Source organism: Massilia alkalitolerans DSM 17462, from assembly GCF_000427785.1.
GTDB classification, from domain to species: domain Bacteria; phylum Pseudomonadota; class Gammaproteobacteria; order Burkholderiales; family Burkholderiaceae_D; genus Telluria; species Telluria alkalitolerans.
The window spans coordinates 99,439-124,692 of the sequence record NZ_ATYR01000016.1 but is presented as its reverse complement, the minus strand read 5'-3'; the positions used below and the strand labels follow the sequence as shown (position 1 = coordinate 124,692).

Genomic DNA, 25,254 nt, shown 5'->3' with positions numbered 1-25,254 from the left:
GCTGCCGGGAGTGCTCGACAGCCGTTGCGCGACGATCATAGCAGGCTTATACGCACGTCGTCACAATAAAAAAGGTATGTATCGGCCATGTATCGGCATGTATCGGCCATGTATCAATTCTGGCCGTGCTAGCATCCGTTTTCACCATGGAATCCCTCACCCAACGCTCCTACGACGCCATCGTCGTCGGCACCGGCCCCGGCGGCGCCAGCACGGCGCGCGAACTGGCGCGCGCCGGCGCCCGCGTCCTGGTGCTCGAGCAGGGCAGCGCCGCGCCCCTGGCCGGCACCCTGGGCCAGATGGCCACCATGGCCCTGCCCGGCCGCGGCGCCTGGCTGCACCGCGACGCTTCGCTGCTGGTGGCCGGCACCGCCTTGGGAGGCAGCTCGGCGCTGAACTTCGCCACCGCCGCCCCGCCCCCTGCCGCCATGTTCGCCGCCCACGGCATCGACCTGGCGCCCCATCTCGCCGCCTTGCGCGCGGAACTGCCGCTCGCGCCCCTGCCCGACAACCTGGTCGGCCCAATGGCGGCGCGCATCATGGCGGCGGCACGCGCTGCCGGGTTCAACTGGGAAAAGCTCGACAAGATGATCCGCCCGCAGGCCTGCCGCAGCGGCTGCTGGCGCTGCGTGTACGGCTGCCCCTACGGCGCCAAGTGGAGCGCACGCGATTTCGTCGAGGACGCCTGCCGCCACGGCGCCGTGCTGCTGGACCGCAGCCGGGTACGGCGCGTGCTGGTGGAAGACGGACGCGCCATCGGCGTGGAATACCGGCGCGAAGGCGGCACGCACACGGCACGGGCGCAGACGGTGGTGCTGGCGGGCGGCGGCATCGGCAGCCCGCGCCTGCTGCATGCCTCCGGCCTGGGGCCGCGGCTGGCGTCCTTCTTCAGCGATCCGGTGGTGGCGGTGATGGGCAGTGTGGATGGCCTGGATGACCCCAACGGCGGCGCCGAGGTGCCGATGGCGGCCGGCGCCAGCTTCCCAAGCGAGGGCGTCGCGCTGGCCGACCTCACCTTGCCGGCGCCGATGTACGCGGCCTTCGCGCTGCAGGCCGGCCGGGTCGACCGGGTGGGCGCGCACCGGCGCACGCTGAGCATCATGGTGAAGATCCGCGACGACATCGGCGGCGCGGTCGGCCCACGCTGGGTGGACAAGCGCCTGACGCCAGGCGATCGGGCGCGGCTTGACAAAGGCATCGGAATGGCGCGCCGGATCCTGGAACAGGCGGGCGCGCGGCAGGTGTTTGCAAGCCACCATTTTGCCGCCCATCCCGGCGGCAGCGTCCGCATCGGCGAAGGCGTGGACAGCGCGCTGCGCGCCGCGCCCGGACTCTACGTGTGCGACGCCTCGGTGATCCCGCAGCCATGGGGATTGCCGCCGACGCTCACCCTGCTGTGCCTGGGCAAGCGGCTGGGCGCCATGCTGGCCGGCGCCGGTGTCAGTAGTGAGGCGGTTTCTCGTTGACCGGTCCCTGGCGGGTGGACTGCAGGGTGCGGACATGGTCCACCAGCGAGGCGACCAGGGCTTCGAGCTGGTCGATGCGGCGGCCCTGGCGGTAGATGGTGTCGTTCAGCGTCTCGACCAGGTCTTCCTGGTGCGCGAGCTTGATTTCGATATCGACAAAACGGTCTTCCTGGCTCATGTTCAACTCGCGCGCAAAGCCGTCATTATGACAGCCCTGCGCGCAGCCCGGCATCAGGCGAGCGGGAACTCGATGCCGTTGTTGATCAGGCCGATCACCTGCGCCTGGTTTTCCGGGCTTTCCGAGAAGAAGGCCAGCACCTCGGCACGCGAGGCCTGCTTCAGGCCATTGACCCAGAAGTCGAAGCCCGCGCCTTCGGCCGGACGGTGCAGCACGTGGGCGTACAGCTTGCTCACGAAATAGCTGTCCGACGGGTCGGTCGAATACAGGGCCTGGGCTTCCTTGTCGGCCAGGAACATCTGCGAGATCTGGGTCAAGTTGTAATTGCCGGTATCGAGGGCCTTGATCCAGAACGACAGGCCGCCCTTGTCCGGCTCGCGGTCGAAGGCGGCGCGGTACAGGCGGTAGACCTCGCCGGCCGAGCCGTCGATGTCGAGCGCCACCATGGTGTCGCCGAACTGGATGCGCTCGACGTTGACCAGGTTGTCGATACCCAGCGCGCCGCTCTTGTCGGTCACGCTCACGCCGTAGACGCCGCGCTCGATCGTGAAGCCGGCGCGGGCGCCGTTGTACACGACGGTATCGAGGCCGGCGCCGCCGTCGACCGCGTTGTTGCCCGCGCCCGGCGTGAAGGTGTTGTTCAGGCTGTTGCCGGTCAGGTTGAGCATGCTGTCGATGGTGAACTGCATGCGGTTCGCGGCGCTGGTGGCGTTGTCGGCGATGTCGACCGACACGGCGGCCACTTCATAGGGGCCGTTCGGCAGCGCCACCGAGTCGATCCGCCAGCTGCCATCGCTCTTGACCACGGTGCGGCCGATCTCGGTGGCGTCGCTGATGCGCACCAGCTGGATCGTGGTGCCGGCCTCGGCGGTGCCGCTGAAGACCGGCTGGTTGCCGCCCGCGCCCAGGGCCAGCGTCGAGGTCGGGATCACCGGCGGCGTCGCGTCGACGTTGAAGCTGACGGCATTGCTGAATGCCGAGACGTTGCCGGCGGCGTCGGTCGCACTTGCGCGCAGCGAATAATTCAGGCCGTCGTTGAAGGCACTGGCGACCACGCTGAACAAGCCGTTCGCGTCGGCGCGGGTTTCGGCCACAAGGCGCTCGCCGTCGTAGATGCGCACCAGGGCGTTTGCTTCGGCCGAGCCGGTGACGAGTGGCTTGTTGCCGGACGTGTAGCCGGCGGCATTCTTCGACACCGACAGCGCCGGCGCCGCGGGCGGCGTGACGTCGCTCGTGACCTGCGAACGCTGGTACTGTCCGTCGGTGAAGGCGAGCAGTTCGATGTTGCTGAGCGTGGCGGTGCCCAGGGTCGCGTGCGTCACGAGCAGGCTGCCGCTGCCGTTTTCGCTGAAGCTGTATTCGCCACGGCCACGGCTGAACACGACGGTGTCGGTGCCGCCCCCGCCGTCGATGATGTCGTTGCCGCCAAGGACGACGATGCGGTCGTTGCCGGCCGTGCCGTTGATGCGATCGGCGCCGGTCGTGCCGGTGATGAAGCGCCCGCCTGCGTCGACGCCGAGCGCGCCGCCCAGGCCATCGCCGCCGTACAGCCAGTTCAGCGCGGCGATGTCGTACGGGCTGAAGGTGCTGTACGGTCCGCCGGTATCGGTGTACGACATGATCGTATTGCCGGTATTGTCCTGCTGGAAGGGGAGATGGATGTGGTCGTGCTCATCCCCCTCATGGAAGGGATGCTTGAGGCCGAGCGCATGCCCCAGCTCGTGCAGCAGGGTCTGGTAGCCCTCGCTGCCCGGTACCGGATTGCCGTTCTGCGCGCGCCATTCCACGTTATCGAGATAGACATAGGCATTCGGCTTGTATCCGACGACGTTATTGCCGATGTACGAATACGGTCCGTTCCAGCTGCACAGGCCCGTGGTCTGGCTGCCTTCGAGGTCGAGGTTGGCCAAGTGGATCTGAGCATTGCTGCCGTTCGAGGTTTCGACGAACTGGATGCCGGTGACCTGCTGCAGGTAGGTGAAGGCCGACCGCGCGGCAGTCTGCTGGGTGATATTGAACGCCGCCTGTCCCGTCACCGCCGTGCCGGTATCCGGGTTCACTTCGTTTCCGGACGAGATGTCGAAGGTGTAGTAAATCGTGTTCGGCGTCACGCCGATCATGTAGTTCCAGTCGGGGCCGATATCGAGCAGCGCATCGATGTGATTCAGCCCGGACAGGGGGGTCGTGGTCAGGTCGGTAACGGTTGCCATGCGTGAAATAGTCAGAAAGTGGTTGCAAGACTCTACATTGAGCTCGCTTTCCGGAAAGTATTTCCTGCGGCACAGATGAAGTCAAATAAGAATTTCAATCGTGCGCGGCTATTAGCAGGCCGACAAGGCTGATGCGCAACGCCTCAGCCGCCATCCATGCCCCCGGCACGGATGACCTTATGCTTTCGGCATGGCCAGCAAGGCCTTCAGGCTGGCCAGCCTTTCCTTCGGACTGAGCACTTCGGTTTCCTTGGGCGGCGCGTCGCCGACGTCCAGCGCCATCTCCTTGATGAAGCGCGAGGGTTCGCAATGCACCAGCTCGCCGGCGCGCTTGCGCTTCTTGCACCAGGTCAGGCGCAGGGTGCGCTGGGCGCGCGTGATGCCCACATACATCAGGCGGCGCTCCTCCTGGATGCGGGCGGCCATCACTTCCACCGGCGCATCCGGGTCGCCCTTGTGCGGCAGGATGCCCTCTTCCACCCCGACCAGGAATACGTGCGGGTATTCCAGGCCCTTGGAGGCGTGCAGGGTGGACATGCGCACCGCATCCTGTTCCTCGTCCTGGCCCTCGAGCATCGACATCAGGGCCACCATCTGGGTCAGTTCCAGCAGGTTCTTCTCTTCGCCGTCGCGGTCGCGTCCGCCCCGGCCGCGTTCCTTCAGCCAGTTGGTGAACTCGAGCACGTTCTGCCACTTGGCCTGGGCCGCGCGGTCGTCGAAGCTCTCGTACAGGTAGTGCTCGTAGTTCATCTCCTTCATCATGTCGTCGAGCACTTCGGCGGCATTGTCGCCGCTGCCGGAGGGGCCGGGCCGGGTGGCGCGGTCTTCCAGCTCCAGCAGGAAGCGGCAGAAGTCGCGCAGCGGCGCCAGCTGGCGCTCGGCCAGCTTGGCTTCCAGCCCGTTCTTGCGCGCGGCCTCGAACAGCGAACAATTCCACTGCTTGGAGAATTCGCCCAGCGTCTCGAGCGTGGCCATGCCGACCCCGCGCTTGGGCGTGGTGACGGCGCGAATGAAAGCCGGGTCGTCGTCCTGGTTCGCGATCAGGCGCAGGTAGGCGATGATGTCCTTGATCTCGGCCTTGTCGAAAAAGCTCTGGCCGCCCGACATGGTGTAGGGAATGCGTTCCTTGCGCAGGGCCTGCTCGATGATGCGCGCCTGGTGGTTGCCGCGGTACAGGATCGCGTAGTCGGTCCACTTGTTCTTGCGCTGGAAGTGGTCGGCCGAGATCATGATGGCCACCTGCTCGGCTTCCTGCTCGTCGCTCTGCATGCCCAGCACTTCGATCGGCTCGCCCAGGCCGTGTTCGGACCAGAGCGACTTCTCGAACAGCTTCGGATTGTTGCCGATGACGGCATTGGCCGCCTGCAGGATGCGGGTGGTGGAGCGGTAGTTCTGTTCCAGCTTGATGACGCGCAGGTCGGGGAAGTCGGTCTGCAGCGTTTTGAGGTTTTCGACCGAAGCGCCGCGCCAGGCGTAGATCGCCTGGTCGTCGTCGCCCACGGCCGTGAACATCGGCTTCTTGCCGAGACCCGTCACCAGCAGTTTCACCAGCTCGTACTGGCAGGTGTTGGTGTCTTGGTACTCGTCCATCAAGAGATAGCGCAAGCGGCGCTGCCAACGGTCGCGGATCGATTCGTTGTTGCGGAACAGCTCCACCGGCAGGCGGATCAGGTCGTCGAAGTCGACCGCCTGGTAGGCCTGCAGGGTGGCCAGGTAGCTGCGGTAGACGCGCGCCGACATGGCTTCGTCCTCGTCCTTCGCATTGCGGATCGCGTCCTCGGGGTCGACCAGGCCGTTCTTCCACAGCGAAATCGCGTTCTGGATGCGGCGGATTTCCTGTTTATCGGTGGTGAGCGCCAGGTCGGAGACGACGGTGTAGCAATCGTCGCTGTCCATGATCGAGAACTTGTCCTTCAGGCCGACGCCGGCCGCTTCCTGGCGCAGGATCTTGACGCCCAGCGAGTGGAAGGTGGAGACGGTCAGTTGCTTGGCCTGCTTGGGCTGCTTGAGCAGCTTGGCGATGCGTTCCTGCATCTCGAGCGCGGCCTTGTTGGTGAAGGTCAGGGCGGCGATCGTGCGCGGGTCGTAGCCGCGGTCTTCGATCATGTACGCAATCTTTTGCGTAATGACGCGCGTCTTGCCCGAGCCGGCACCGGCCAGCACCAGGCATGGGCCGTCGAGATAGAGCACGGCTTCGCTCTGCGGCCCGTTAAGGCCGAATTTTGGTGCATTGGACATGGGAAAGATTTCTGCAGAATGGCCGGGTATTGTAAGGCTGAGTTCGAAACCGCGCCAAAATGATGCCGTAAAAAGGCAGTTTTGCAACACGTGCTAGGCAAGCAGTGCGACCGCCTTGACCTGGGCCCAGACCTGCAGGCCGGGACGGATGTCCAGCTCGCGCCGGGAGCGTTCGGAAATGCGTGCAAGCAGCAGCACCTCGCCCATGCGCATCTGCACCAGCACGTGTCCCGGCGTGTCGGTGGCCGCGGTCGCCGTCACGATGGCCGGCAGGAGATTCACGATGCTGCTGCGGTGGGGCCGCTCCAGCGCGATGCTGACATCGCGTGCATGGATGCGGCAGCGCAGGCGGCTGCCCACCGGCTCGCTGCGGCGGCCGACGAACAGCGCGCCGCCCTCGAACGCCAGGCGCGAGAGATCGTCGGCTTCGTGCCCGGCCAGCACGGTCTCGAGCACCACCCCGGTATCGTCGGCGAAGGCCGGCGGCAGGTCGGCGCGGGCCAGCGTTTCGGTGAGCGGGCCGCTGGCCACCACGCGTCCGGCGTCGAGCAGCACCAGATGGTCGGCCAGGCGCGCCACTTCGTCGGGCGCGTGGCTGACGTAGATGATGGGAATGGAGAGCTCGTCATGCATGCGCTCCAGGTAAGGCAGGATTTCCTGCTTGCGCTTGAGGTCGAGTGCAGCGAGCGGCTCGTCCATGAGCAGCAGGCGCGGCGAGGACAGCAAGGCGCGGGCGATCGCCACACGCTGGCGCTCGCCACCGGACAGGCTCGCCGGCTTGCGCTCGAGCAGCCTTTCGATGCCGAGCATGACGGCCACCGGCCCGAGTTCGAAGCGGCGGTCGGCGCCGGCGACCCGGCTCAAGCCGAATTCGAGGTTGCCGCGCACGCTCAGGTGCGGGAACAGGCTGGCTTCCTGGAACACGACGCCCAGCGCGCGCCGGTGCGTCGGCACGAACGCCTTGCGCGCCTCATCCTGCCACACCTCGTCGCCCAGCGCGACATAGCCGTTCGGTGCGCGCTCCAGGCCGGCGATCGCACGCAGGCAGGTAGTCTTGCCGGAACCCGAGGGGCCGAACAGGGCGCTCACGCCGCGCCCCGGCAAGACGAGGTCGACATCGAGCATGAAGCCGCCGCGGTCGATGCGGAAACTGGCGCGGATGCCGCTCATCCCTTGATGCCTTTCACCGCCGGCGGATTGAAGGTGTACAGGGCCAGAAGAACAAGGAAACTGAACACCAGCATGCCGCCGGCCAGCCAATGCGCCTGCGCATATTCCATGGCCTCGACGTGGTCGTAGATCTGGACCGAGACCACGCGGGTCTTGTCCGGGATGTTCCCGCCGATCATCAGGATCACGCCAAACTCACCGATCGTATGCGCGAAACCGAGCACGGCGCCGGACAGGAAGCCGGGGCGCGCCAGCGGCACCACGACCGACCAGAAGGTATCCCAGGGGCTGGCGCGCAGGGTCGCCGCCACTTCCAGCGGACGCTCGCCGATCGCCTCGAAGGCATTCTGCAGGGGCTGGACGACGAAGGGCATGGAATAGAACACCGAGGCGATCACCAGCCCGGGAAAGGTGAACGGCAGGGTGCCGAGGCCCAGGGCATCGGTGGCGCGCCCGACCGGCCCGTTCGGGCCCATGGCGACCAGCAGGTAGAAACCGAGCACGGTCGGCGGCAGGACCAGCGGCAGCGCCACGACCGCGCCGACCGCGCTTTTCATGCGCGAGCGCGTGCGCGCCAGCCACCAGGCGATCGGCGTCCCAAGGATGAGCAGCAGGACCGTGACGATCGACGCCAGCTTGAGCGTCAGCCACACGGCTGCCAGGTTTTCCTCTGCCATGCCGGACTACAGCGCGTAGCCGAAGGACTGGATGATGGCGCGGGCCTTGGCCGACTTCAGGTAGTCCACCAGGGCCTGTGCGGCAGGGTTGCCGCGTCCCCTGGCCAGGACCAGCGCGTCCTGGCGGATCGGCTCATGCAGGCTGGCCGGCACGATCCAGCCGGAACCCGAGGCGATCCTGCCGTCCCTGGCCACCTGGGACAGCGCGATGAAGCCGAGCTGCGCATTCCCGGTGCTGATGAACTGGTGCGTCTGCGCGATGTTCTCGCCCTGCACCAGCCTGGCCTGCATCGCGTCGAACAGGTTCAGCTTTTTCAGGACGGTGACTGCTGCCGCGCCATACGGCGCGGTCTTGGGATTGGCGATGGCGAGATGGCGGAAATCCCCTGTTCGCAACACCTCGCCTTTGGCATCGACGTAGCCGGCCCGGGCCGACCACAGGACCAGCTTGCCGATGGCGTAGGTAAACCGGGTGCCGGGCGCCGCCTGCCCCTCCTTTTCCAGCCGCGCCGGGGTCTCGTCGTCCGCCGCGAGCAAGACCTCGAAGGGCGCGCCGTTCCTGACCTGCGCATAGAACTTCCCGGTGGAACCGAATGCCAGCTTGGCCCGGTGGCCGGTGTCCTGTTCGAATTGCGCGGCAATGGCTTGCATCGGAGCCGTGAAATTGGCGGCAACCGCTACCTGGACTTCCCCGGCATGGGCGCCCGCGGCGCATGCCATGGCGATGAGGGCGAGACTGAGGAAACGCTGCATGACACCCTTTCGAGTCGGGACGGTGAAGAACTATCGCTATATTACCAATGAAAGCGCGCCCGTCCGCCGGGGCAGCGGCGACGCCGGGACACGCAATCGGGTACCATCGCAGGCTTGTGGCGCCCCGCGCCAGGCCTTATTCGGACTGCACCATGAAATTTGAACATCTCATCCAGATCAACGATCCGCTCAACCCGCTGATCGACACCATATCGATCGAACAGCTGTGGCGCGGGCTGGTGCTGCGCGCCGAATCGCCGACCATGTTCGTGCCGCACCTGGACGAATGCACGATCGGCGACAGGACCAGCGGCAGCTTCGCGCGCCGCCTGCGCTACGGCGACCTGGTAATCGACGACGTCGTGTATCTGACCCCGCTGAAGGAAGTGCGCTACGAAGTGCCGGCCCAGGGCGAGATCGCGGCCTCCAGCCTGAAGATGATCATCGAGGCGCCGGGCGACGCCGTGCTGCTGGTGCGCTTCTGCTACGACGACGGCCAGGGCGAGCACACCGACCCGGCCAACGCCATGTACGACGACTTCAAGCGCTCGGCCTACCAGGAAGCCGACGTCGACACCGTGCGCATCCTGCGCCAGCTGGCCGGCGAGGGCAAGCTGGATGCCAGCTACCTGAATTAATTTCGCTAATCTTTTTGGCGAATGATTAAGCCAAACTGATCTTACGTACCCGGCTCGGTATCGGCCGGGTCGATCTCGCTCTCTCCCTTGGACAGGTTCTGCGCCAGGTCGCGCAGAGCGGTGCGCACCCCCTCCTCGATCACCGGGTGATAAAAGGGCATCTCCAGCATCTGGTCCACCGTCATGCGCATCTGGCAGGCCCAGGACAGGGTGTGCGCCAGGTGCTCGGCGCGCGGCGCGATCATCTCGGCGCCCAGGAAGCGGCGCGAGCCGTATTCCGCATACACCCGCAGCATCCCCTTGTTCTGTAACATCACCCGGCTGCGGCCCTGGTTCGCGAACGAGACCGAACCGACCGCGAACTTGCGCTTGCCGCCTTCGCACAGGCTGCGGTAGTTCGCGCCCAGGGTGGCGATGTTCGGGTCGGTGAAGGCCACCGCGATCGGCGTGCGGCGCAATCCCGGACGCACGTCCGGATAGCGGCCCGCGTTGTCGCCCGCGATCTTGCCGTGGTCGGCGGCGTCGTGCAGCAGCGGGCGCTCGTTGTTGGCGTCGCCGGCGATGAAGATGTGGCTGGTTCCGCACTGCATGGTGCGGACGTCAAACAGCGGAATGCCGTCCGGGCCGCGCTCCAGGCCCGAGTGCTCCAGCCCGATGTCGTGCACGTTGGGCGTGCGGCCGGCCGCCATCAGCACGACCTGGAAACGTTCGGTCTTCTCTTCACCGAGGGCGTCGCTGTAACGCAATGCCACTTCGTCTCCCTCCTGCACCGCGCCCGTCACCTTCGACTGGAACTGGATGTCGAGTTCCTCGGTGAGCACACGGGTGGCGCTGCGCAGCACTTCCGGGTCGCTCAGGTGGGCGATGCTGCCGCCGCGCGCGAACAGCTTCACGCGCACGCCCAGGCGGTGCAGGGCCTGGCCCAGCTCCAGGCCGATCACGCCGGTGCCGATCACGGCCACCGACTTCGGCAGCTCGTCCCAGTAGAACACGTCGTCGCTGGTGGCGATACCGGGGCCGACGTTCTCCAGCACGGGCAGGCGCAACGGCGTGGAACCGGTGGCAATCACGATGCGGCCGGCGGTGATTTCGGTGTGGTCGTCTACAGCCAAGGTATGCGGGCCGGTGAAGCGCGCATGGCCGCGCAGCTTGTCTGCGTCATCGAAGGACTCGACGCTTTCCAGCACGAAGCCCACGAAGCGGTCGCGCTCGCGCCGCACGCGCTCCATCACGGCGCGGCCGTCGATGCGGACGTCGCCCGCGTGCACGCCGAAGGGCGCGCTGTGCTGCATCACGTGCGCGGCCTCGGCTGCCGCGATCAGGAGCTTGCTGGGCATGCAGCCGACCCGTGCGCAGGTGGTGCCGTAGTGGCTGCTTTCGATAACCGCCACCCGGGCTCCTTGCGCCTTCGCCGCCCGATAGGCCGTCATGCCGGCGGTGCCGGTGCCGATGATGGCGACATCCACATCCAGTTTGTTCATCGTCTTCTCCGGGTCTTTCTACAGATGATGACGAAACGATACGCGATTTTCAGCCGGACCGCCGGAACCGGGCCAATGTGCCACCATGATCACCTGTCACCATGGGAGGGCGAATGCTGGAACCGATCAGGGAGCTGCTGCGCCCGCCTCCGGGCATGGCCTTCGATTTCAACCAGCCGGCAGGCGAGCCTGCGCTCGCTCCCCGCGACGGCATCGCCTGGCAGGTGTTCGCCAATCCGGTCGTCCTGTTCGTGGGCGGGGTGGCGGCGGTGCTGCTCGAGCTGAGCGAACCCTCGGTGCGCTCCGGCGTGTGGGACCAGGGCGGCTTCCGGCAGGACCCGGTCATGCGCCTGCGCCGCACCGGCTTCGCGGCCATGATGACCGTCTACGGGCCGCGCTCGGCGGCCGAGCAGATGATCGCGCGCGTGGTGCGCATGCATGAGCGGGTACGGGGCACGACGCCCGCAGGCATGCCCTACCGCGCCAACGACCCGCGCCTGCTCGACTGGGTGCAGGCCACCGCCGCCTTTGGCTTCACCGAAGCCTACCACCGCTACCTGCGGCCCCTGTCGGCGCCCGAAAAGGATGCCGCCTTTGCCGAAGGCGAGACCGCTGCCCGGCTGTATGGCGCGCTTGGCGCGCCGCGCTCCTGGGGAGCGTGGGAAGCCTTGCTGGCCGAAACGGCGCCCCGGCTGGAAGGCTCCGGCATCCTGGCCGACTTCCTGCGGATCATGCACGAGACGCCGCTGGTACCGGGCCCGATGCGGCCCCTGCAGCGGCTGCTGGTACGCGCCGCCGTGGACATCGTGCCGGAGCCGGTGCGTTCATTGCCCCAGTTGCGCAAGCAGGGCCTGCGGCCCGGCGAGGCGGCGCTCGTGCGCGGGCTGGCGCGCTCGATCACCCTGCTGCCGCTGGGCGATACCCCAGCCGCCCAGGCTGCCCGCCGGCTCAGCGCATCTGGTACTGGATCCCGACAGTGAATGTCGTCTCAAGGGGCACAGCCCAGCCGTGCGGATGAACGTGAATCCTTTCGGATTGCCTCATTCGCGCTTGAACAGGAACTGGACCCCGGCCTGGGCATCGGCGGGAATGCCGGCCGGCTGCGAATAGCGGCGCAGGGCATCATTGACCAGCGCGTGCATCGCATGCTCGAACGAGCCGCTCAGCGGCACCAAAGGCACCAGGGGGCGGCTGGGCAGCGAATCGCCCCTGATCACGCCGTACGGAACATAGACGCCGCTGCCGCCCATTTTCAGGTCGATGCGCGGCACCCCGGGCAGGAAGCGCAAGCTCACTTCGCCACCCAGGCCAAGCACCTCGGCGTGGCCCGGATAGCGCATTTCCGCGGAAATCGTCGAGATCACGCCGACGATGTAGTTGCAGATCGCCAGTCTGGACGGATGCCAGGTACGCAGTTCCGCGACGAAGCGATCCGGGTCCGTTGCGGCCTGCGGACTGACGGCGCAGGCCTCGGTACGCGCGCTGCCACGGCCCTGCAGGTTCCACCACAGCGCCGCTGCGGCATCGGGCCCCCTGGCCGGGTCGGCAAAACCGGCGGCGATCCGTTCGGCGGCTTCCGGCGCCCCGCCCTCATGGGCCCGGACGTAGAAGGTCAGCGCAGTGTCCCAGCTGGCCTTGACGCAGATGCCGTGCTCGTACATCGATCCGGCCAGCAGCACCACCTCGGGATAGCCCCATTTCAGCCCGCTCTTGAGGCGCTCCACGGCGGCCCCGCAGTCGCTTGCCGCGATCCGGTTGCGTACCTCATGGACCACATCGAGTCCGGCATGCGTCGCGGCCCCAAGCTGCGCCGCGGGCAGCAGGGCAAGCAATGCAAGCAGAAGCGGGAGGCGTGCGGCAGTCGGGAAGGTCATGGGAGGCTTTCGGCAAGCTGGCTCAGATATCGAGCGGGTCGACCTCGAGCGACCAGCGCACGCGCGATTTCATCGCGCGCAGGATCTCGACCCACTCGCGCAGGAAAGCCTGCAGGGCTGGGCGCGAGCTCGATTCCACCAGCAGCTGCGCACGGTCGACGTTGTGCACGCGCGTCATCGTCATCGGGATCGGGTCGTTGATCATCACCGCATCCCACACCAGGCTGTCGCGCGCCGCCTCCAGGAAGGCGATCGCATTGGCCAGCTCGGGCGCCTCGGCGCGCAGTAGCGCCTGGTACATGAAGGGCGGCAGGCCGGCCTGGCGGCGTTCTTCCAGCAGGCTGCCGGCGAAGCGGTCGTAGTCGTGGCGCACGACGGCGCCATACAGCGGGTGACTGGCGTAGCGGGTCTGCACCAGCACCTCCGAAGCGGCTCCGGCGCGGCCGGCGCGCCCCGCCACCTGCATCAGCTGGGCGAACAGGCGCTCGCTGGCGCGGTAGTCCTGCGAGAACAGGGCGGTGTCCGGGTTCAGGATGCCCACCAGGGTGAGCTTCTTGAAGTCGTGGCCCTTGGCGACCATCTGGGTGCCGACCAGGATGTCGACCTCGCCCCGGTGCACGGTGTCGAAAGCCGCCTGGGCGCTGCCCTTCAGGCGCGTGGAATCGGCGTCGATGCGCAGGATGCGCGCTTCCGGGAACATCGCCGCCAGCCCTTCCTCGATGCGCTGGGTGCCGCGCCCGAGCGGCTGCAGGTCGACGTTGCCGCAGGTCGGGCAATGGCGCGGGATGCGCAGTTCCAGGCTGCAGTGGTGGCAGCGCAACCGGTGCTCGGGGCGGTGCAGCACCATGAAGGCGGTGCAGCGGGTGCAGTTGCTGATCCAGCCGCAGGCGTCGCAGCAGATCACCGGGGCGTAGCCGCGCCGGTTCAGGAACAGCAGCGACTGTTCGCCGCGGTCCAGGCGCCCCCGCAGCGCGGCGATCAGGGCGCCCGTGAGTCCGTCCTTGGGGCGGTCGCGTTCCATGTCGACCAGCTTCACGGTGGGGAGCACGGCATCGCGCACGGCGCGCTCGCGCAGCTCGAGCTTGCGGTAGCGGCCGGACTGGGCGTGGTGCCAGGTCTCGAGCGAAGGCGTGGCCGAACCGAGCACGATCGGAATGCCCAGCTGGTGCGCGCGCCACACGGCCAGGTCGCGCGCCGAATAGCGCAGGCCTTCCTGCTGCTTGTACGAGGGGTCGTGCTCCTCGTCGATGATGATCAATTTGAGGCTCGGCAGCGAGGACAGGATGGCCAGGCGCGTACCCAGCACGATGCGCGCCCGGCCCTGGTGGGCGGCGAGCCAGTGCAGCATGCGCTCGCCCTCGGACAGGCTGCTGTGCAGGGTGGCCAGCATCACGCCGGGGAAGCGCGCGCGGATGTTCCCTTCCAGTTGCGGGGTCAGGTTGATTTCCGGGACCAGGATCAGGATCTGGGCGTCCTGCTCGCGCGCCAGCACCTGGGCGCAGGCCTGCAGGTACACCTCGGTCTTGCCGCTGCCGGTGACACCGTACAGCAGGATCGGGGTAAAGCCCTGCGCCCCGCCGATGCTGCCCGCCGCTTCCTGCTGCGCCGGATTCAGCACGGGCATGCCAGAGGGCGTCGGATCGTGCGGACTCCCCTCCTTGGCCAGTTTTTTCAGCGCGCGGTCCAGCGCCACGGTCTTCGGCACCCGCAGGTTCTTGGGCAGGCCGGGCAGCGCCACCTCGCCGAGCGGGCGCTGGTAATAGTCGGCGGCAAAGCGCGCCAGCGCCACCCAGCGCTCGGGCAAGGGCGAGAGCTGGCTGCGCACGGCGATCGCATCCTTCAGCTTGTCCGCCGGGACCTCGGTGTCTTCCTTGACGGCGACGATCAGGCCCACGACCTCACGGCGCGCGAAGGGCACCAGCACGAGTTGGCCCACCGCCGGCTCTTCGCCCGGCTGGCATTCCCAGCGGTAATCGAAGCAGCTGTTCAGCGGTGTATCGAGCGCAACCTGTAGGAAGCAGTGTGCCAAATCCAACCTTCTTGAGTAAGGAAACCAGAACCAATAAGCTGTGGAAAACTTTGTGAATAGCGCTGCACTTGACCCCGTTCGAGGTTTACGTTAGATCAACTCCAAACGCGCGATTCACTGGAACAACAATAAATTATCCAGTAAATTCAATGACTTGCAAATACAGAGTTATCCCTGTTAACAACGCGGGCTGGAATCGCCTTGCTGTGCATAACTGCACATGTGTGATGGGAAAACTCGTTGCGGTGCACCAGAATCTTCACACCTTACTTGAAGAGTTGAGCTAAGTCCGCGTAAACGAAGCACTTTTCACAACTCATCCGTCATCCTGTGCATAACTTTGTGAACAATGGACAGGAAGCCGGGACAATTTACCTGTAAATGCTCTCTGCTACTGTGTATACCTACAGTTCGCCATGAAAAAAACGTTTAAGAATCATTGATTTACGTATTTTCAGGCTTGGCAAAGATGTCCACAGGAATAATTCTGGGGTTTAACGAACTTGTGAACAAGTGAGATTTTGCTGCAGCAATGCTGCTGCAGCTGGGGACAATACTGACCGGTTCAGGCGGTGCGCTGCTGGCGGCTGAAGTTGTGCACGGCCTCGACCATGGCGGTCACCGACTCCGGCGGCGTGAACTGCGAAATGCCGTGGCCCAGGTTGAACACGTGGCCATGGCCGTTCGATGGCTTGCCGTAGGCGGTCAGGCTGCGTTCGACTTCGGCGCGGATCTGCTCCGGTTCGGCGAACAGGATGGCCGGGTCGAGGTTGCCCTGCAGGGCCACGCGGTCGCCCACCAGCGCGCGCGCCTTGCCCAGGTTGACGGTCCAGTCCAGGCCCAGCGCGTCGGCGCCGATGTCCGCCATCTCGTCCAGCCACAGGCCGCCGCCCTTGGTGAACACGATCGCCGGGATGCGCACGCCATCCTTCTCGCGCTGCAGCTGGCTCAGGACCATCCGCATGTAGTTCAGCGAGAACTCCTGGTAGGCGCCGTCGGCCAGCGCGCCGCCCCAGGAATCGAAGATCATCACGGCCTGGGCGCCGGCGTCGATCTGGGCGTTCAGGTACTGGCTGACCGCGCGCGCGTTGGTGTCCAGGATGTGGTGCATCAGGTCGGGGCGCGCATACAGCATTTTCTTGATGGTGTGGAATTCGCGCGAGCCGCCGCCTTCGACCATGTAGCAGGCCAGGGTCCAGGGGCTGCCCGAGAAACCGATCAGGGGCACGCGGCCGTTGATGGCGGTGCGGATCTGGGTCACCGCCTTGAAGACGTAGTCGAGCGACGCCATATCCGGTACCTGCAGGGCGCGTACCTCGGCTTCCGTGCGCAGCGGGCGCTCGAACTTCGGGCCCTCGCCGTCGGCGAAATACAGTCCCAGCCCCATCGCATCCGGCACCGTCAGGATGTCCGAGAACAGGATCGAGGCATCCAGCGGATAGCGGTCGAGCGGTTGCAGGGTGACTTCGGTGGCGAAATCCGGATTCTTTGCCAGCCCCAGGAACGAGCCCGCCTGCTTGCGCGTGGCGCGGTATTCCGGCAGGTAGCGGCCCGCCTGGCGCATCAGCCACACCGGGGTGTAGTCGGTCGGCTGGCGCAGCAGCGCACGCAGGAAGGTGTCGTTCTGAAGCGGGGCGAATTGTGGCATGGCTGACAATGAATGCGGAGGGAAAACCTCCATTATCGCATCTTTGGCCCCCCACTTATAATGCGTTCTTGTACCGAGCCAGCCATTGAGAGAACCCGTCATGACCAAACAGCAAGCCCCTTGCGGCACCTGGACCTCACCGATCACCGCCTCCGTCGTCGCGGCCGGCGCCACGCCGCTCGCCTCGCTGCTGCTCGACGGCGCCGACCTGTACTGGCTGGAAGGACGGGCCAGCGAGGCGGGACGCTCGACGCTGGTGGGCAGCCGGGGCGAACTGACGCCGGCCCCGTTCAACGTGCGCAGCAAGGTGCACGAATACGGCGGCGGCGCGGTCACGGTCGCCGATGGCGTCGCCTGGTTCTCGAACCACGCCGACAGCCGGCTGTACCGGGTCGAGCCGGGCGCGCAGCCGACGCCGGTCACTGCCGAGGACAACAAGCAGCGCTACGCCGACTTCGTGGTCGATGCGCAGCGCCGGCGCCTGGTGGCCGTGCGCGAAGACCATTCCGCCGGCGGCCACACCCCCGAGAACACGATCGCCGCCATCGGCTTCGACGGTGCTGAAACCGTGCTGGTGGACGGCAACGACTTCTATGCCGCGCCGCGCATCTCCCCGGACGGGCGCCACCTGGCCTGGCTGTGCTGGGACCATCCGCGCATGCCCTGGGAAGGCAGCGAACTGTGGCTGGCCGACATCATGGACGACGGCACGCTGGCCAATGGCCGGCTGGTGGCGGGCGGGCCGCAGGAATCGGTCTGCCAGCCGGAATGGTCGCCCGGCGGCGTGCTGCACTTCGTGTCCGACCGCAGCGGCTGGTGGAACCTGTACCGCTTCGAACATGGCGTGGTGGGGGCGCTGTGCCCGCGCCAAGCGGAATTCGGCGGGCCGTTGTGGACCTTCGGCGGCTCGCTGTACGGCTTTACTTCGGACGAGGAAATCGTCTGCGCCTACATCGAGGGCGGGGTCAGCAAGCTGGCGCGCCTGCGCAATGGCCAGCTCACCGAGGTGCCGACGCCCTACGAGGAAATCCGCGAACTGCGCGTGAACGCGCACACGGTTGCGCTGCTGGGCGGCGCGCCGACGGTCGCGCTCGAACTGGCGCGCATCGATCTGGACGGCGGTCGGCACGACGTGCTGGCTCGCTCGATCGCGCAGTTGCCGGATGTCGGCTACCTGTCGGTGCCACGTTCGATCAGCTACCCGAGCGCGAACGGACGCACCGCCTACGCCTTCCACTATCCGCCCACCAATGCCGACTTCGCTCCCTCAGCGGGCGAACTGCCGCCCCTGATCGTCATCGGCCACGGCGGCCCGACCGGCATGGCGGCCAGCACCCTCAAACTGGCCACCCAGTTCTGGACCAGCCGCGGCTTTGCGGTGCTGGACGTGAACTACGGCGGCAGCACCGGCTTCGGCCGCGCCTACCGCGACCTGCTCAAGGGCCAGTGGGGCGTGGTCGACGTGGAGGACTGCGTGGCCGGCGCCCGTTACCTGGCGGAGCAGGGCCTGGTCGATTCGGAGCGCCTGCTGGTGCGCGGCAGCAGCGCCGGCGGCCTGACGACCTTGTCCGCCCTCGCCTTCCACGACCTGTTCAAGGCGGGCGCCTGCTACTACGGCGTGTCCGACCTGGCCGGACTGGATGCGGATTCGCACAAGTTCGAGTCGCACTACAACCAGTACCTGATCGCGCCGCCGGATCGCGCCGAACAGGTCTACCGCGAGCGTTCGCCGATCCACCACACCGATAAGCTGAAACGCCCGATGATCTTCTTCCAGGGCCTGGACGACATGGTGGTGCCGCCCCAGCAATCCGAAACCATGGTCGAGGCGCTGCGCGCGCGCCGGGTGCCGGTGGCCTACATCACCCTGGAGGGCGAAGGCCACGGCTTCCGCAAGGCCGAGAGCGTGGTGACGACGCTGGAATCCGAGCTGGTGTTCTACCTGCGTGTCTTCCACATCCCCGTGCCTGCCGGCCTGCCGGCGGTGGAGATCGAGAACCTGCCGGCTGCATGATTTTTCAAGAACTGGAAAGCGGCGAGCAGGCGCTCCTGTCCCTGCTGGCGCTGGGCGGCGAGCCCATGGGCCGCCAGCGCATCCTCGAACACCTGATGGCCGCCGGCCTGTCGCTGCCGCCCGAACAATGGGCGGCCGAGCTGGCGCGCCTGCGTGAAGCGGGCCTGGTCCTCGATGCCGGCGAACGCGGCGTCTCGATCGCGCCGGGCGCCGTGTGGCCGGCCATCGAGCACGCCTTGTGCGGCGACCTGTTCGCCAGCCTGCGCGCAGCCTACGAACGCGTCACGCCGCTGCGCCGCGACTGGCAGGGCACGCCGGTCCTGCGCAGCTACCGCCAGGGCCTGGCCCTGCTGCGCATGGCCCTGCTGGCCGGCGAAAACGGATCGACCGTCACGCCGCTGCTGGCCGCCTGCCTGCGCTGCCATGAAGCGTCCTACCTGCATCCGCTGGTCGAGGTCTGCGCGCGTCCCTTCGAGCCCGCCCTGCTCGAGCGCATCGATCCCTCGCTGCTCGACGGCGTGCTGGCGACCCTGGTCCAGCATGCGCAGCGAGAACCTCAACTTGCGCCCGCGATCCGCGCCGCCGCGGAAACCCACGCGGGCCAGGGCGATCCTTCGATCGCGCTGCGCATCGCGCTGGGCGAACACCTGATCCTGTGCGGCCGGCTCGACGACGCCTCCAGGCTGCTGCAGGAGGTCGACGACGCAGCCGGCCTGTTCCTGCGCAGCGTGATCGCCCTGCTGCGCGACGACATCGACGTCGCCCTGCCCGGCATCGAAGGAGCGCTCAAGCAGCTGCGCCGCGAAACCGGCAAGCGCAAGGCCGTGTTCGACGGTATCGGCGCCCACCTCTACCTGGCCGCCCTCCTGCGCAGCAATCAGCCGGCGCAGCTGAAGCTGGCCGACGCCTGGCTGGAGATCGCCACCCGCGCGGTGCAGCGGCCGGAGACGGCCGTGGTCTTCCAGCTCAGCATGCTGCAGGAGATCCGGCGCGGCACCGTCGACGCCGAGGTGCTGGCCTCGCGCAGCTGGGAGATGGCACTCGAACCCTTCACCTTCCGCGCCCTGATGCATCACTGGCTCGGCCTGCCGCAGTTGCAGGGCAAGCGCAAGGACATCGAGGACATGCTGGCCCAGTCCGAGGGCGCCGGCTTCGACCTGCTGTCGGCCCAGCTGGCCGCGCTGCTGGGCCAGATCGGCGGAGCGGGCGCCATCACCCATGAAGCACGCGCGAGCGAGCTGCGGCGCCGTCATCGGATCACCGACCTGACCCACTGGTTCGAGCGCGAGGAAGCCTGGGAGCGCCAGCTCAACGCCCTGATCAACCTGCAGCCGGCGCTGAATGCCGAGGTGGTGCGCGAATCGCGCCTGGTGTGGATGATCCGCTACGACGAGCACATGGGCGTGCGCGAGCTGGAGCCGCGCGAGCAGAAGCGCGATGCGCAGGGCGGCTGGAGCCGTGGCCGCGCCATCGGCCTGAAGCGCCTGGCCGAGGATGCCCAGCAGCTCGAGTTCCTCACCGCCCAGGACGTACAGGCGGTGGCAAGCATTGCCGGACGGCGCTACTACGGCAGCACCGGCATCCGTTTCGAGTTCGAGCGCGACAAGGCGCTTGCTGCCCTGGTCGGCCATCCGCTGCTGTTCTGGATGGATGCGCCGAGCACCCGTGTCGAACTGCTGCCGGGCGAGCCGGAACTCCTGGTCAAGGCGCGCGGCGCCAAGGTCACGATCTCGCTGCACCCCGCGCCGGGCGAGCAGGACGGCGAAGTGATCGTCACGCGCGAGACGCCGACCCGCCTGCGCCTGGTGCGCGTCAACGAGGAACACCGGCGCATCGCCGCCATCGTCGGCGAGGGCCTGGAAGTGCCGGTGGAAGCCGAGCGCCGCGTGCTGCGCGCGATCAGCGCGATCTCCTCGATCGTCACGGTGCAGTCGGACATCGGCGCCAGCCCCGGCGACATCGAGCAGGTGGCGGCCGACCCGCGCCTGCACCTGCACCTGCGCCCCTACCAGCAGGGCCTGAGCATGCAGGTGCTGGTCCGTCCGCTCGATGGCGGCGCCTATTACTCGCCCGGCACCGGCGCGGAGAGCGTGATCGCCGACGTCAACGGCATCCGCACCGAAGCGCGGCGCGACCTGAATGCGGAACGCGAGGCCGAGCGCCAGCTGGTCGGCGCCTGCCAGGCGCTCGAGCACGGAGAACTCGAGCACGGCGAATGGCTGCTGGGCCAACCCCTGTTGTGCCTGGAGCTGGTGGACGAACTACGCCAGCTGGATCCGGCGAAGGTCGTGGTGGCCTGGCCGGAAGGCGAAAAATTCCGCGTGTCCAAGCGCGCGAACTCGAAATCGGTGCGCATCCAGGTCCGGCGCGACCGCGACTGGTTCGCCGCGAATGGCGAGATCGTGGTCGACGAGCAGCGCGTGCTGGACCTGCGCTCGCTGCTCGAACGCGTGCGCGAAGGGAAAAGCCGCTTCGTGGCGCTGGGCGACAACGAATACCTGGCCCTGAGCGACGAGCTGCACCGCCGCCTGATGGAACTCGGCGACTACGGGACCATCATTGGCGACGAGCTGCGCATGCATCCGCTGGCCAGCTTCTCGCTGGCGGAACTGGCGCGCGAGGCCGGCAGCGTGGACAGCGACGCGGCCTGGCGCAAGCATTTGCAGCGCATCGCCGACAGCGAAGCCTTCACCCCCGCATTGCCGTCCACCCTGCAGGCCGAGCTGCGCGACTACCAGCGCGAGGGCTTCGAATGGCTGGGACGCCTGGCCCATTTAGGCGTCGGCGCCTGCCTGGCCGACGACATGGGCCTCGGCAAGACGCTGCAGGCCCTGGCCCTGCTGCTCACGCGTGCGCCCGACGGCCCGGCGCTGGTGATCGCGCCGACCTCGGTCTGCCTGAACTGGATCGCCGAAGCCCAGCGCTTCGCGCCGACCCTGAACCTGAAGCTGTTCGGGCCGGGCGAGCGCGCTGCGATGCTGGAGCAAGCCGGTCCCTTCGACGTGGTGGTGGCCAGCTATGGCCTGCTGCAACAGGAAGCGGCGCTGTTTGCAAAACGGCCATGGCACAGCATCGTGCTGGACGAAGCCCAGGCCATCAAGAACATGCACACCAAGCGTTCGCAGGCCGTGATGGCGCTGCAGGGGAACTTCCGCATGGCGGCCACCGGCACCCCGCTGGAAAACCACCTGGGCGAGCTGTGGAACCTGTTCCGGTTCATCAACCCCGGACTGCTGGGCAGCGCCGACCAGTTCCAGCTGCGCTTCGCCGGCCCCATCGAGAAAGCCCAGGACAAGCGCGCCGAGCTGGGGGCCAGGAACCGCCTGCGCCGGCTCACGCAACCCTTCATCCTGCGCCGCACCAAGGCCCAGGTGCTCACCGAGCTGCCGCCGCGCACCGAGATCGTGGTGCCGGTCGAGCTGACCCAGGAAGAAAGCGCGCTGTACGAATCGCTGCGCCGCGATGCCCTGGACAAGCTGGCCGCGCTGGAAGCGCCGGAAAGCCAGAAGTCGATCGAGATCCTGGCCGAGATGATGCGGCTGCGCCGCGCCGTCTGCAATCCGGAGCTGGTGGCGCCCGGCGCAGGCATCGCCAGCAGCAAGCTGATCGCCTTTGCGCGCCTGGTCGACGGCCTGCTGGAGAACCGCCACAAGGTGCTGGTGTTCAGCCAGTTCGTCGACCACCTCAGCCTGATCCGCAAGTACCTGGACGGCAAGCACATTCCCTACCAGTACCTCGACGGCGCCACCTCGATGCAGGAACGCAAGCGCCGCGTGGATGCCTTCCAGGCCGGCGAGGGCGAGCTGTTCCTGATCAGCCTGAAGGCGGGCGGCGTCGGCATCAACCTGACCGCGGCCGACTACGTGATCCACATGGACCCGTGGTGGAACCCGGCGGTGGAAGACCAGGCCTCGGACCGCGCCCACCGCATGGGGCAGCAGCGCCCGGTCACGATCTACCGCCTGGTGGCGCGCGGCACCATCGAGGAAGGCATCGTCGAACTGCATGGTCGCAAGCGCGACCTGGCCGACAGCCTGCTGGAAGGGACCGAGATGGCGGCGCGCATGTCGCCGGGCGAAATGCTGGCCATGCTGAGGCAGGGCCTGGCGTAGGACGGCATTCCATGTGATCATGCCGCTTTTATGGATGAGTAAACACGGATGGAACTGGACAAAGCGGCAACGGCGCAGGCGCGCGTCATCGGCGTCAAGTCGTGGACGGCCTATGCCGGCGTGCTGGCGCTGGCCGCGCTGCTGTTCCTGGTCGCGCTGCCGCTGGCCTTCCGCTGGAACGAACTGGCCGCCGCCGCGGTACTGGGACTGTCGGCGCTGGTCGTCGGCTACCGCTTCCTGCTGGTGCGCAGCGTGCAGCTGTACTACGACGACATCGGCGTCTGGGTGGTCTCGGGCGTCCTGCCGTGGACGCGCGGCGTCAGCGGCGTGAAGTGGCGCGACATGATGGAGGCCAGTTACGCCGGCGGCTTCTTCGCCTGGGTGACGCGCTCGTACACGGTCCACATCGGCCACCGCTTCGACCGTGGCAGCAGCATCGTCCTGCATGGAATCGCGCGCGGACGCGACGCCGTGGAAACGGTCAATGCGATCCACCAGCAGATGATCCGTTCCGGCGCCGCCGATTAAGTTTGCACTAAGTGTCGGAATGTTTCAGCGATGCGCAAGCGGGCTGAATGGTGCTACTCTTCCGGGCTCCGCCTTGCGCTTGCCGCGCGGGGGAAGCCGACCTTTTAATCGACAGGGTTCGAACAGGATGATGAAAACGAAGATCGCGCTGGCAGTCCTGCTGGCGAGTTTCGCGCTGGCGCCGGCCAGCGCCAAGCCCACCAAGCCCGCCAAGGGCAAGGCCAAGGCCACGAAAGTGGTCAAGGCGAAAACGAATAAAACGAAAGCGCCAGTCAAGAAGGGTAGCAAGAAAGCGGCCGTTGCCACCGCTGCCGCAGCGACTGCCGCTACCGCCGTCGCAGCAAGCCCGAGCGCCAGCGCCAGCGAGAAGCGCCTCGACCGCCGCTTCGACTCGATGAGCATGCAGTACCTGACCGCCCTGTGGCGCGTCGATCCGGAAGGCGGCATCTACGTCGGCAAGTTCGACCAGGCCGCCAACCTCACCATTCCCGATGCCGCCACCCGCGCGAAAAAGCTGGCCTTCGCCAACGAATGGCTGGACAAGTTCGGCAAGCTCGATACCCGCCAGCTGTCGGACCGCCAGCGCACCGACCTGGCCCTCCTGGTGAACAAACTGGAAAAGGACCGCTGGAACCTGAGCACCTGGCGCGAATACGAGTGGAACCCGGCGCTGTACAACGTCGCCCAGCCGCTCGACCTGATCCTGAATACCGAATACGCCGCCAAGCCGCAGCGCCTGCGCACCATCCTCAAGCGCCTGGCCAACGTGCCGGCCTTCTATGCGGCGGCGCAAGCCTCGATCGCCAACCCGACGCGCGAGCACACCCAGCTCGCCATCGCGCAGGCGCCGGGCACCATCGCGGTGCTGGCCGACCTGGGCAAGGCGGCGCAGGAATCGATCCTGACCACGCAGGAAAAGGCGATCTTCGCGCAGCGCATCGCCAACGCCGGCACCGCGGTGCTGGCCTATGTCGACTTCCTCGATGCACTCGACAAGAACGCAGCCAAGCCGCGCCCCTTCCGCGCCGGCAAGGCGCTGTACGAGCAGAAGTTCGCGCTCGAGATCCAGTCGTCCAGCACTGCCGAACAGACCTTCCGCAAGGCCCTGGCCACGCGCGAGGAGCTGCTCGCCCGCATGGATACGATCTCGGACGAACTGTGGCCGCGCTACATGGCCGGCGTGGCCAAGCCGCGCGAGCGCTTCCAGAAGATCGGCATGATGATCAACAAGCTCTCCGAGCGCCACGTCTCGCGCGAGAACTTCCTGGCCGAGATCCGCCGCCAGATCCCGGCCCTGCACAAGTTCGTCACCGAAAAGAACCTGCTCACCCTGGACGCCGACAAGCCGCTGGAGGTGCGCGAGACCCCGATGTACCAGCGCGGCGTGGCCGGCGCCAGCATCGACGCGCCGGGCCCGTATCGTCCGAAGGACAAGACCTATTACAACGTCACGCCGCTCGACGGCTTGAGCCCGGAACAGGCCGAGAGCAGCCTGCGCGAGTACAACGAGTGGATCCTGCAGATCCTGAACATCCACGAGGCGATCCCGGGCCACTACGCCCAGCTGGTGTATGCGAACCGTTCGCCGTCCCTGGTGAAGTCGCTGTTCGGGAACGGCGCGATGGTCGAGGGCTGGGCTGTCTACGGCGAGCGCATGATGCTGGAGAACGGCTACGGCGACAACGCGCCCGAGATGTGGCTGATGTACTCGAAGTGGAACCTGCGCAGCGTCACCAACACCATCCTCGACTACAGCGTCCACGTGCTCGGCATGCAGCAGCCGGAAGCGATCGACCTGCTGGTGCGCCAGGCCTTCCAGACCCGCCAGGAAGCCGATGAAAAATGGCGCCGCGTGACGCTCACCTCGGTGCAGCTGACCAGCTACTACAGCGGCTACGAGCAGATCATGGCGCTGCGCGAACGCCGCAAGCAGCAGCTGGGCGAGCGCTTCAACCTGAAGGAATTCCATGACCAGTTCCTCAGCTATGGCAATGCGCCCGTCAAGATGATTTCGGAACTGATGCAGTAGCAACACTTTGATGTTGCACAGGAAAGCACCTGTGCAAAAGCGCACAAGCGGCGTGCTCGCGCGCTCGCTTGTGCGCAATATCTCCAAGGCTAGAATGGGTATGCAGCACCCATACCCATAAGCCGGAGACCTTCGATGACTTCCCTCCCCGCACCGTCGTCCTAGCGACGCGCCCGCCCGTCTTTCCTCTCGTTTCACCCGTTTCACCG

At 66.9% G+C, this 25,254-nt stretch carries 17 protein-coding genes; 7 read left to right on the top strand and 10 right to left on the bottom strand.

The genetic code is table 11. The features are described from left to right. The first annotated feature begins 146 nt into the window (after positions 1-146). Complete coding sequence (locus YWC_RS0117120) at positions 147-1,466, top strand: FAD-dependent oxidoreductase (RefSeq protein ID WP_027866481.1); 1,320 nt, start codon at positions 147-149, stop codon at positions 1,464-1,466. Here YWC_RS0117120 and YWC_RS0117115 read toward each other — a convergent pair. The 6 genes from YWC_RS0117115 to modA form a co-directional block, all read right to left on the bottom strand. Further along, entirely contained in the window at positions 1,441-1,644 is a 204-nt protein-coding gene (locus YWC_RS0117115; protein ID WP_027866480.1) for a SlyX family protein, read from the bottom strand. The genes YWC_RS0117120 and YWC_RS0117115 overlap by 26 nt on opposite strands. Positions 1,645-1,697: 53 nt before the next feature. After that, the gene (locus YWC_RS31670; protein WP_051306525.1) at positions 1,698-3,854 is read right to left on the bottom strand and encodes a DUF4214 domain-containing protein; all 2,157 of its coding nucleotides are present in this window, start codon (positions 3,852-3,854) and stop codon (positions 1,698-1,700) included. A gap of 177 nt (positions 3,855-4,031) precedes the next feature. Continuing rightward, positions 4,032-6,092 carry a UvrD-helicase domain-containing protein gene (locus YWC_RS0117105; protein WP_027866479.1) on the bottom strand — a complete coding sequence of 687 codons (2,061 nt, stop codon included), beginning with the start codon at positions 6,090-6,092 and terminating at the stop codon, positions 4,032-4,034. Between the two features lie 93 nt (positions 6,093-6,185). Further along, a complete protein-coding gene (gene modC / locus YWC_RS0117100) occupies positions 6,186-7,262 on the bottom strand; it encodes a molybdenum ABC transporter ATP-binding protein (protein WP_027866478.1) in 1,077 nt (358 codons plus the stop codon). Continuing rightward, complete coding sequence (gene modB / locus YWC_RS0117095; protein WP_027866477.1) at positions 7,259-7,939, bottom strand: molybdate ABC transporter permease subunit; 681 nt, start codon at positions 7,937-7,939, stop codon at positions 7,259-7,261. Before modB ends, modC begins: the two co-directional genes overlap by 4 nt. A 6-nt stretch (positions 7,940-7,945) precedes the next feature. Next, positions 7,946-8,692, bottom strand: coding sequence for a molybdate ABC transporter substrate-binding protein (modA, locus tag YWC_RS0117090; RefSeq protein WP_027866476.1), 747 nt, complete (start codon positions 8,690-8,692; stop codon positions 7,946-7,948). 152 nt (positions 8,693-8,844) lie between these two features. On the opposite strand from modA, the gene YWC_RS0117085 reads away from it, so the two are divergent. Beyond that, positions 8,845-9,330 carry an SRPBCC family protein gene (locus YWC_RS0117085; protein WP_027866475.1) on the top strand — a complete coding sequence of 162 codons (486 nt, stop codon included), beginning with the start codon at positions 8,845-8,847 and terminating at the stop codon, positions 9,328-9,330. A 41-nt stretch (positions 9,331-9,371) separates the two neighbouring features. On the opposite strand, the gene YWC_RS0117080 is transcribed toward YWC_RS0117085, so the two are convergent. Then, a complete protein-coding gene (locus tag YWC_RS0117080; RefSeq protein WP_027866474.1) occupies positions 9,372-10,811 on the bottom strand; it encodes a dihydrolipoyl dehydrogenase in 1,440 nt (479 codons plus the stop codon). 113 nt (positions 10,812-10,924) lie between these two features. On the opposite strand from YWC_RS0117080, the gene YWC_RS29830 reads away from it, so the two are divergent. Next, entirely contained in the window at positions 10,925-11,791 is an 867-nt protein-coding gene (locus YWC_RS29830; RefSeq protein ID WP_027866473.1) for an oxygenase MpaB family protein, read from the top strand. Between the two features lie 60 nt (positions 11,792-11,851). Here YWC_RS29830 and YWC_RS0117070 read toward each other — a convergent pair whose 3' ends face one another. The 3 genes from YWC_RS0117070 to hemE form a co-directional block, all read right to left on the bottom strand. Next, entirely contained in the window at positions 11,852-12,685 is an 834-nt protein-coding gene (locus YWC_RS0117070; protein WP_027866472.1) for a hypothetical protein, read from the bottom strand. 22 nt (positions 12,686-12,707) lie between these two features. Continuing rightward, entirely contained in the window at positions 12,708-14,714 is a 2,007-nt protein-coding gene (locus tag YWC_RS0117065; protein WP_027866471.1) for a primosomal protein N', read from the bottom strand. Between the two features lie 565 nt (positions 14,715-15,279). Continuing rightward, positions 15,280-16,362, bottom strand: a complete 1,083-nt coding sequence (gene hemE / locus YWC_RS0117060; RefSeq protein ID WP_027866470.1) for a uroporphyrinogen decarboxylase — start codon at positions 16,360-16,362, stop codon at positions 15,280-15,282. 100 nt (positions 16,363-16,462) lie between these two features. Here hemE and YWC_RS0117055 point away from each other — a divergent pair, with 100 nt between their 5' ends. From YWC_RS0117055 to YWC_RS0117040, 4 genes are all read left to right on the top strand, one after another. Continuing rightward, positions 16,463-18,376: a S9 family peptidase gene (locus tag YWC_RS0117055; protein WP_027866469.1), complete on the top strand. Its 1,914-nt coding sequence runs from the start codon at positions 16,463-16,465 to the stop codon at positions 18,374-18,376. Further along, the gene (locus tag YWC_RS0117050; RefSeq protein WP_027866468.1) at positions 18,373-22,488 is read left to right on the top strand and encodes a DEAD/DEAH box helicase; all 4,116 of its coding nucleotides are present in this window, start codon (positions 18,373-18,375) and stop codon (positions 22,486-22,488) included. Before YWC_RS0117055 ends, YWC_RS0117050 begins: the two co-directional genes overlap by 4 nt. 48 nt (positions 22,489-22,536) lie before the next feature. Continuing rightward, positions 22,537-23,016: a hypothetical protein gene (locus YWC_RS0117045; RefSeq protein ID WP_036214800.1), complete on the top strand. Its 480-nt coding sequence runs from the start codon at positions 22,537-22,539 to the stop codon at positions 23,014-23,016. A gap of 127 nt (positions 23,017-23,143) precedes the next feature. Next, positions 23,144-25,045 carry a DUF885 domain-containing protein gene (locus YWC_RS0117040; RefSeq protein WP_027866466.1) on the top strand — a complete coding sequence of 634 codons (1,902 nt, stop codon included), beginning with the start codon at positions 23,144-23,146 and terminating at the stop codon, positions 25,043-25,045. The last annotated feature ends 209 nt before the right edge of the window (positions 25,046-25,254 follow it).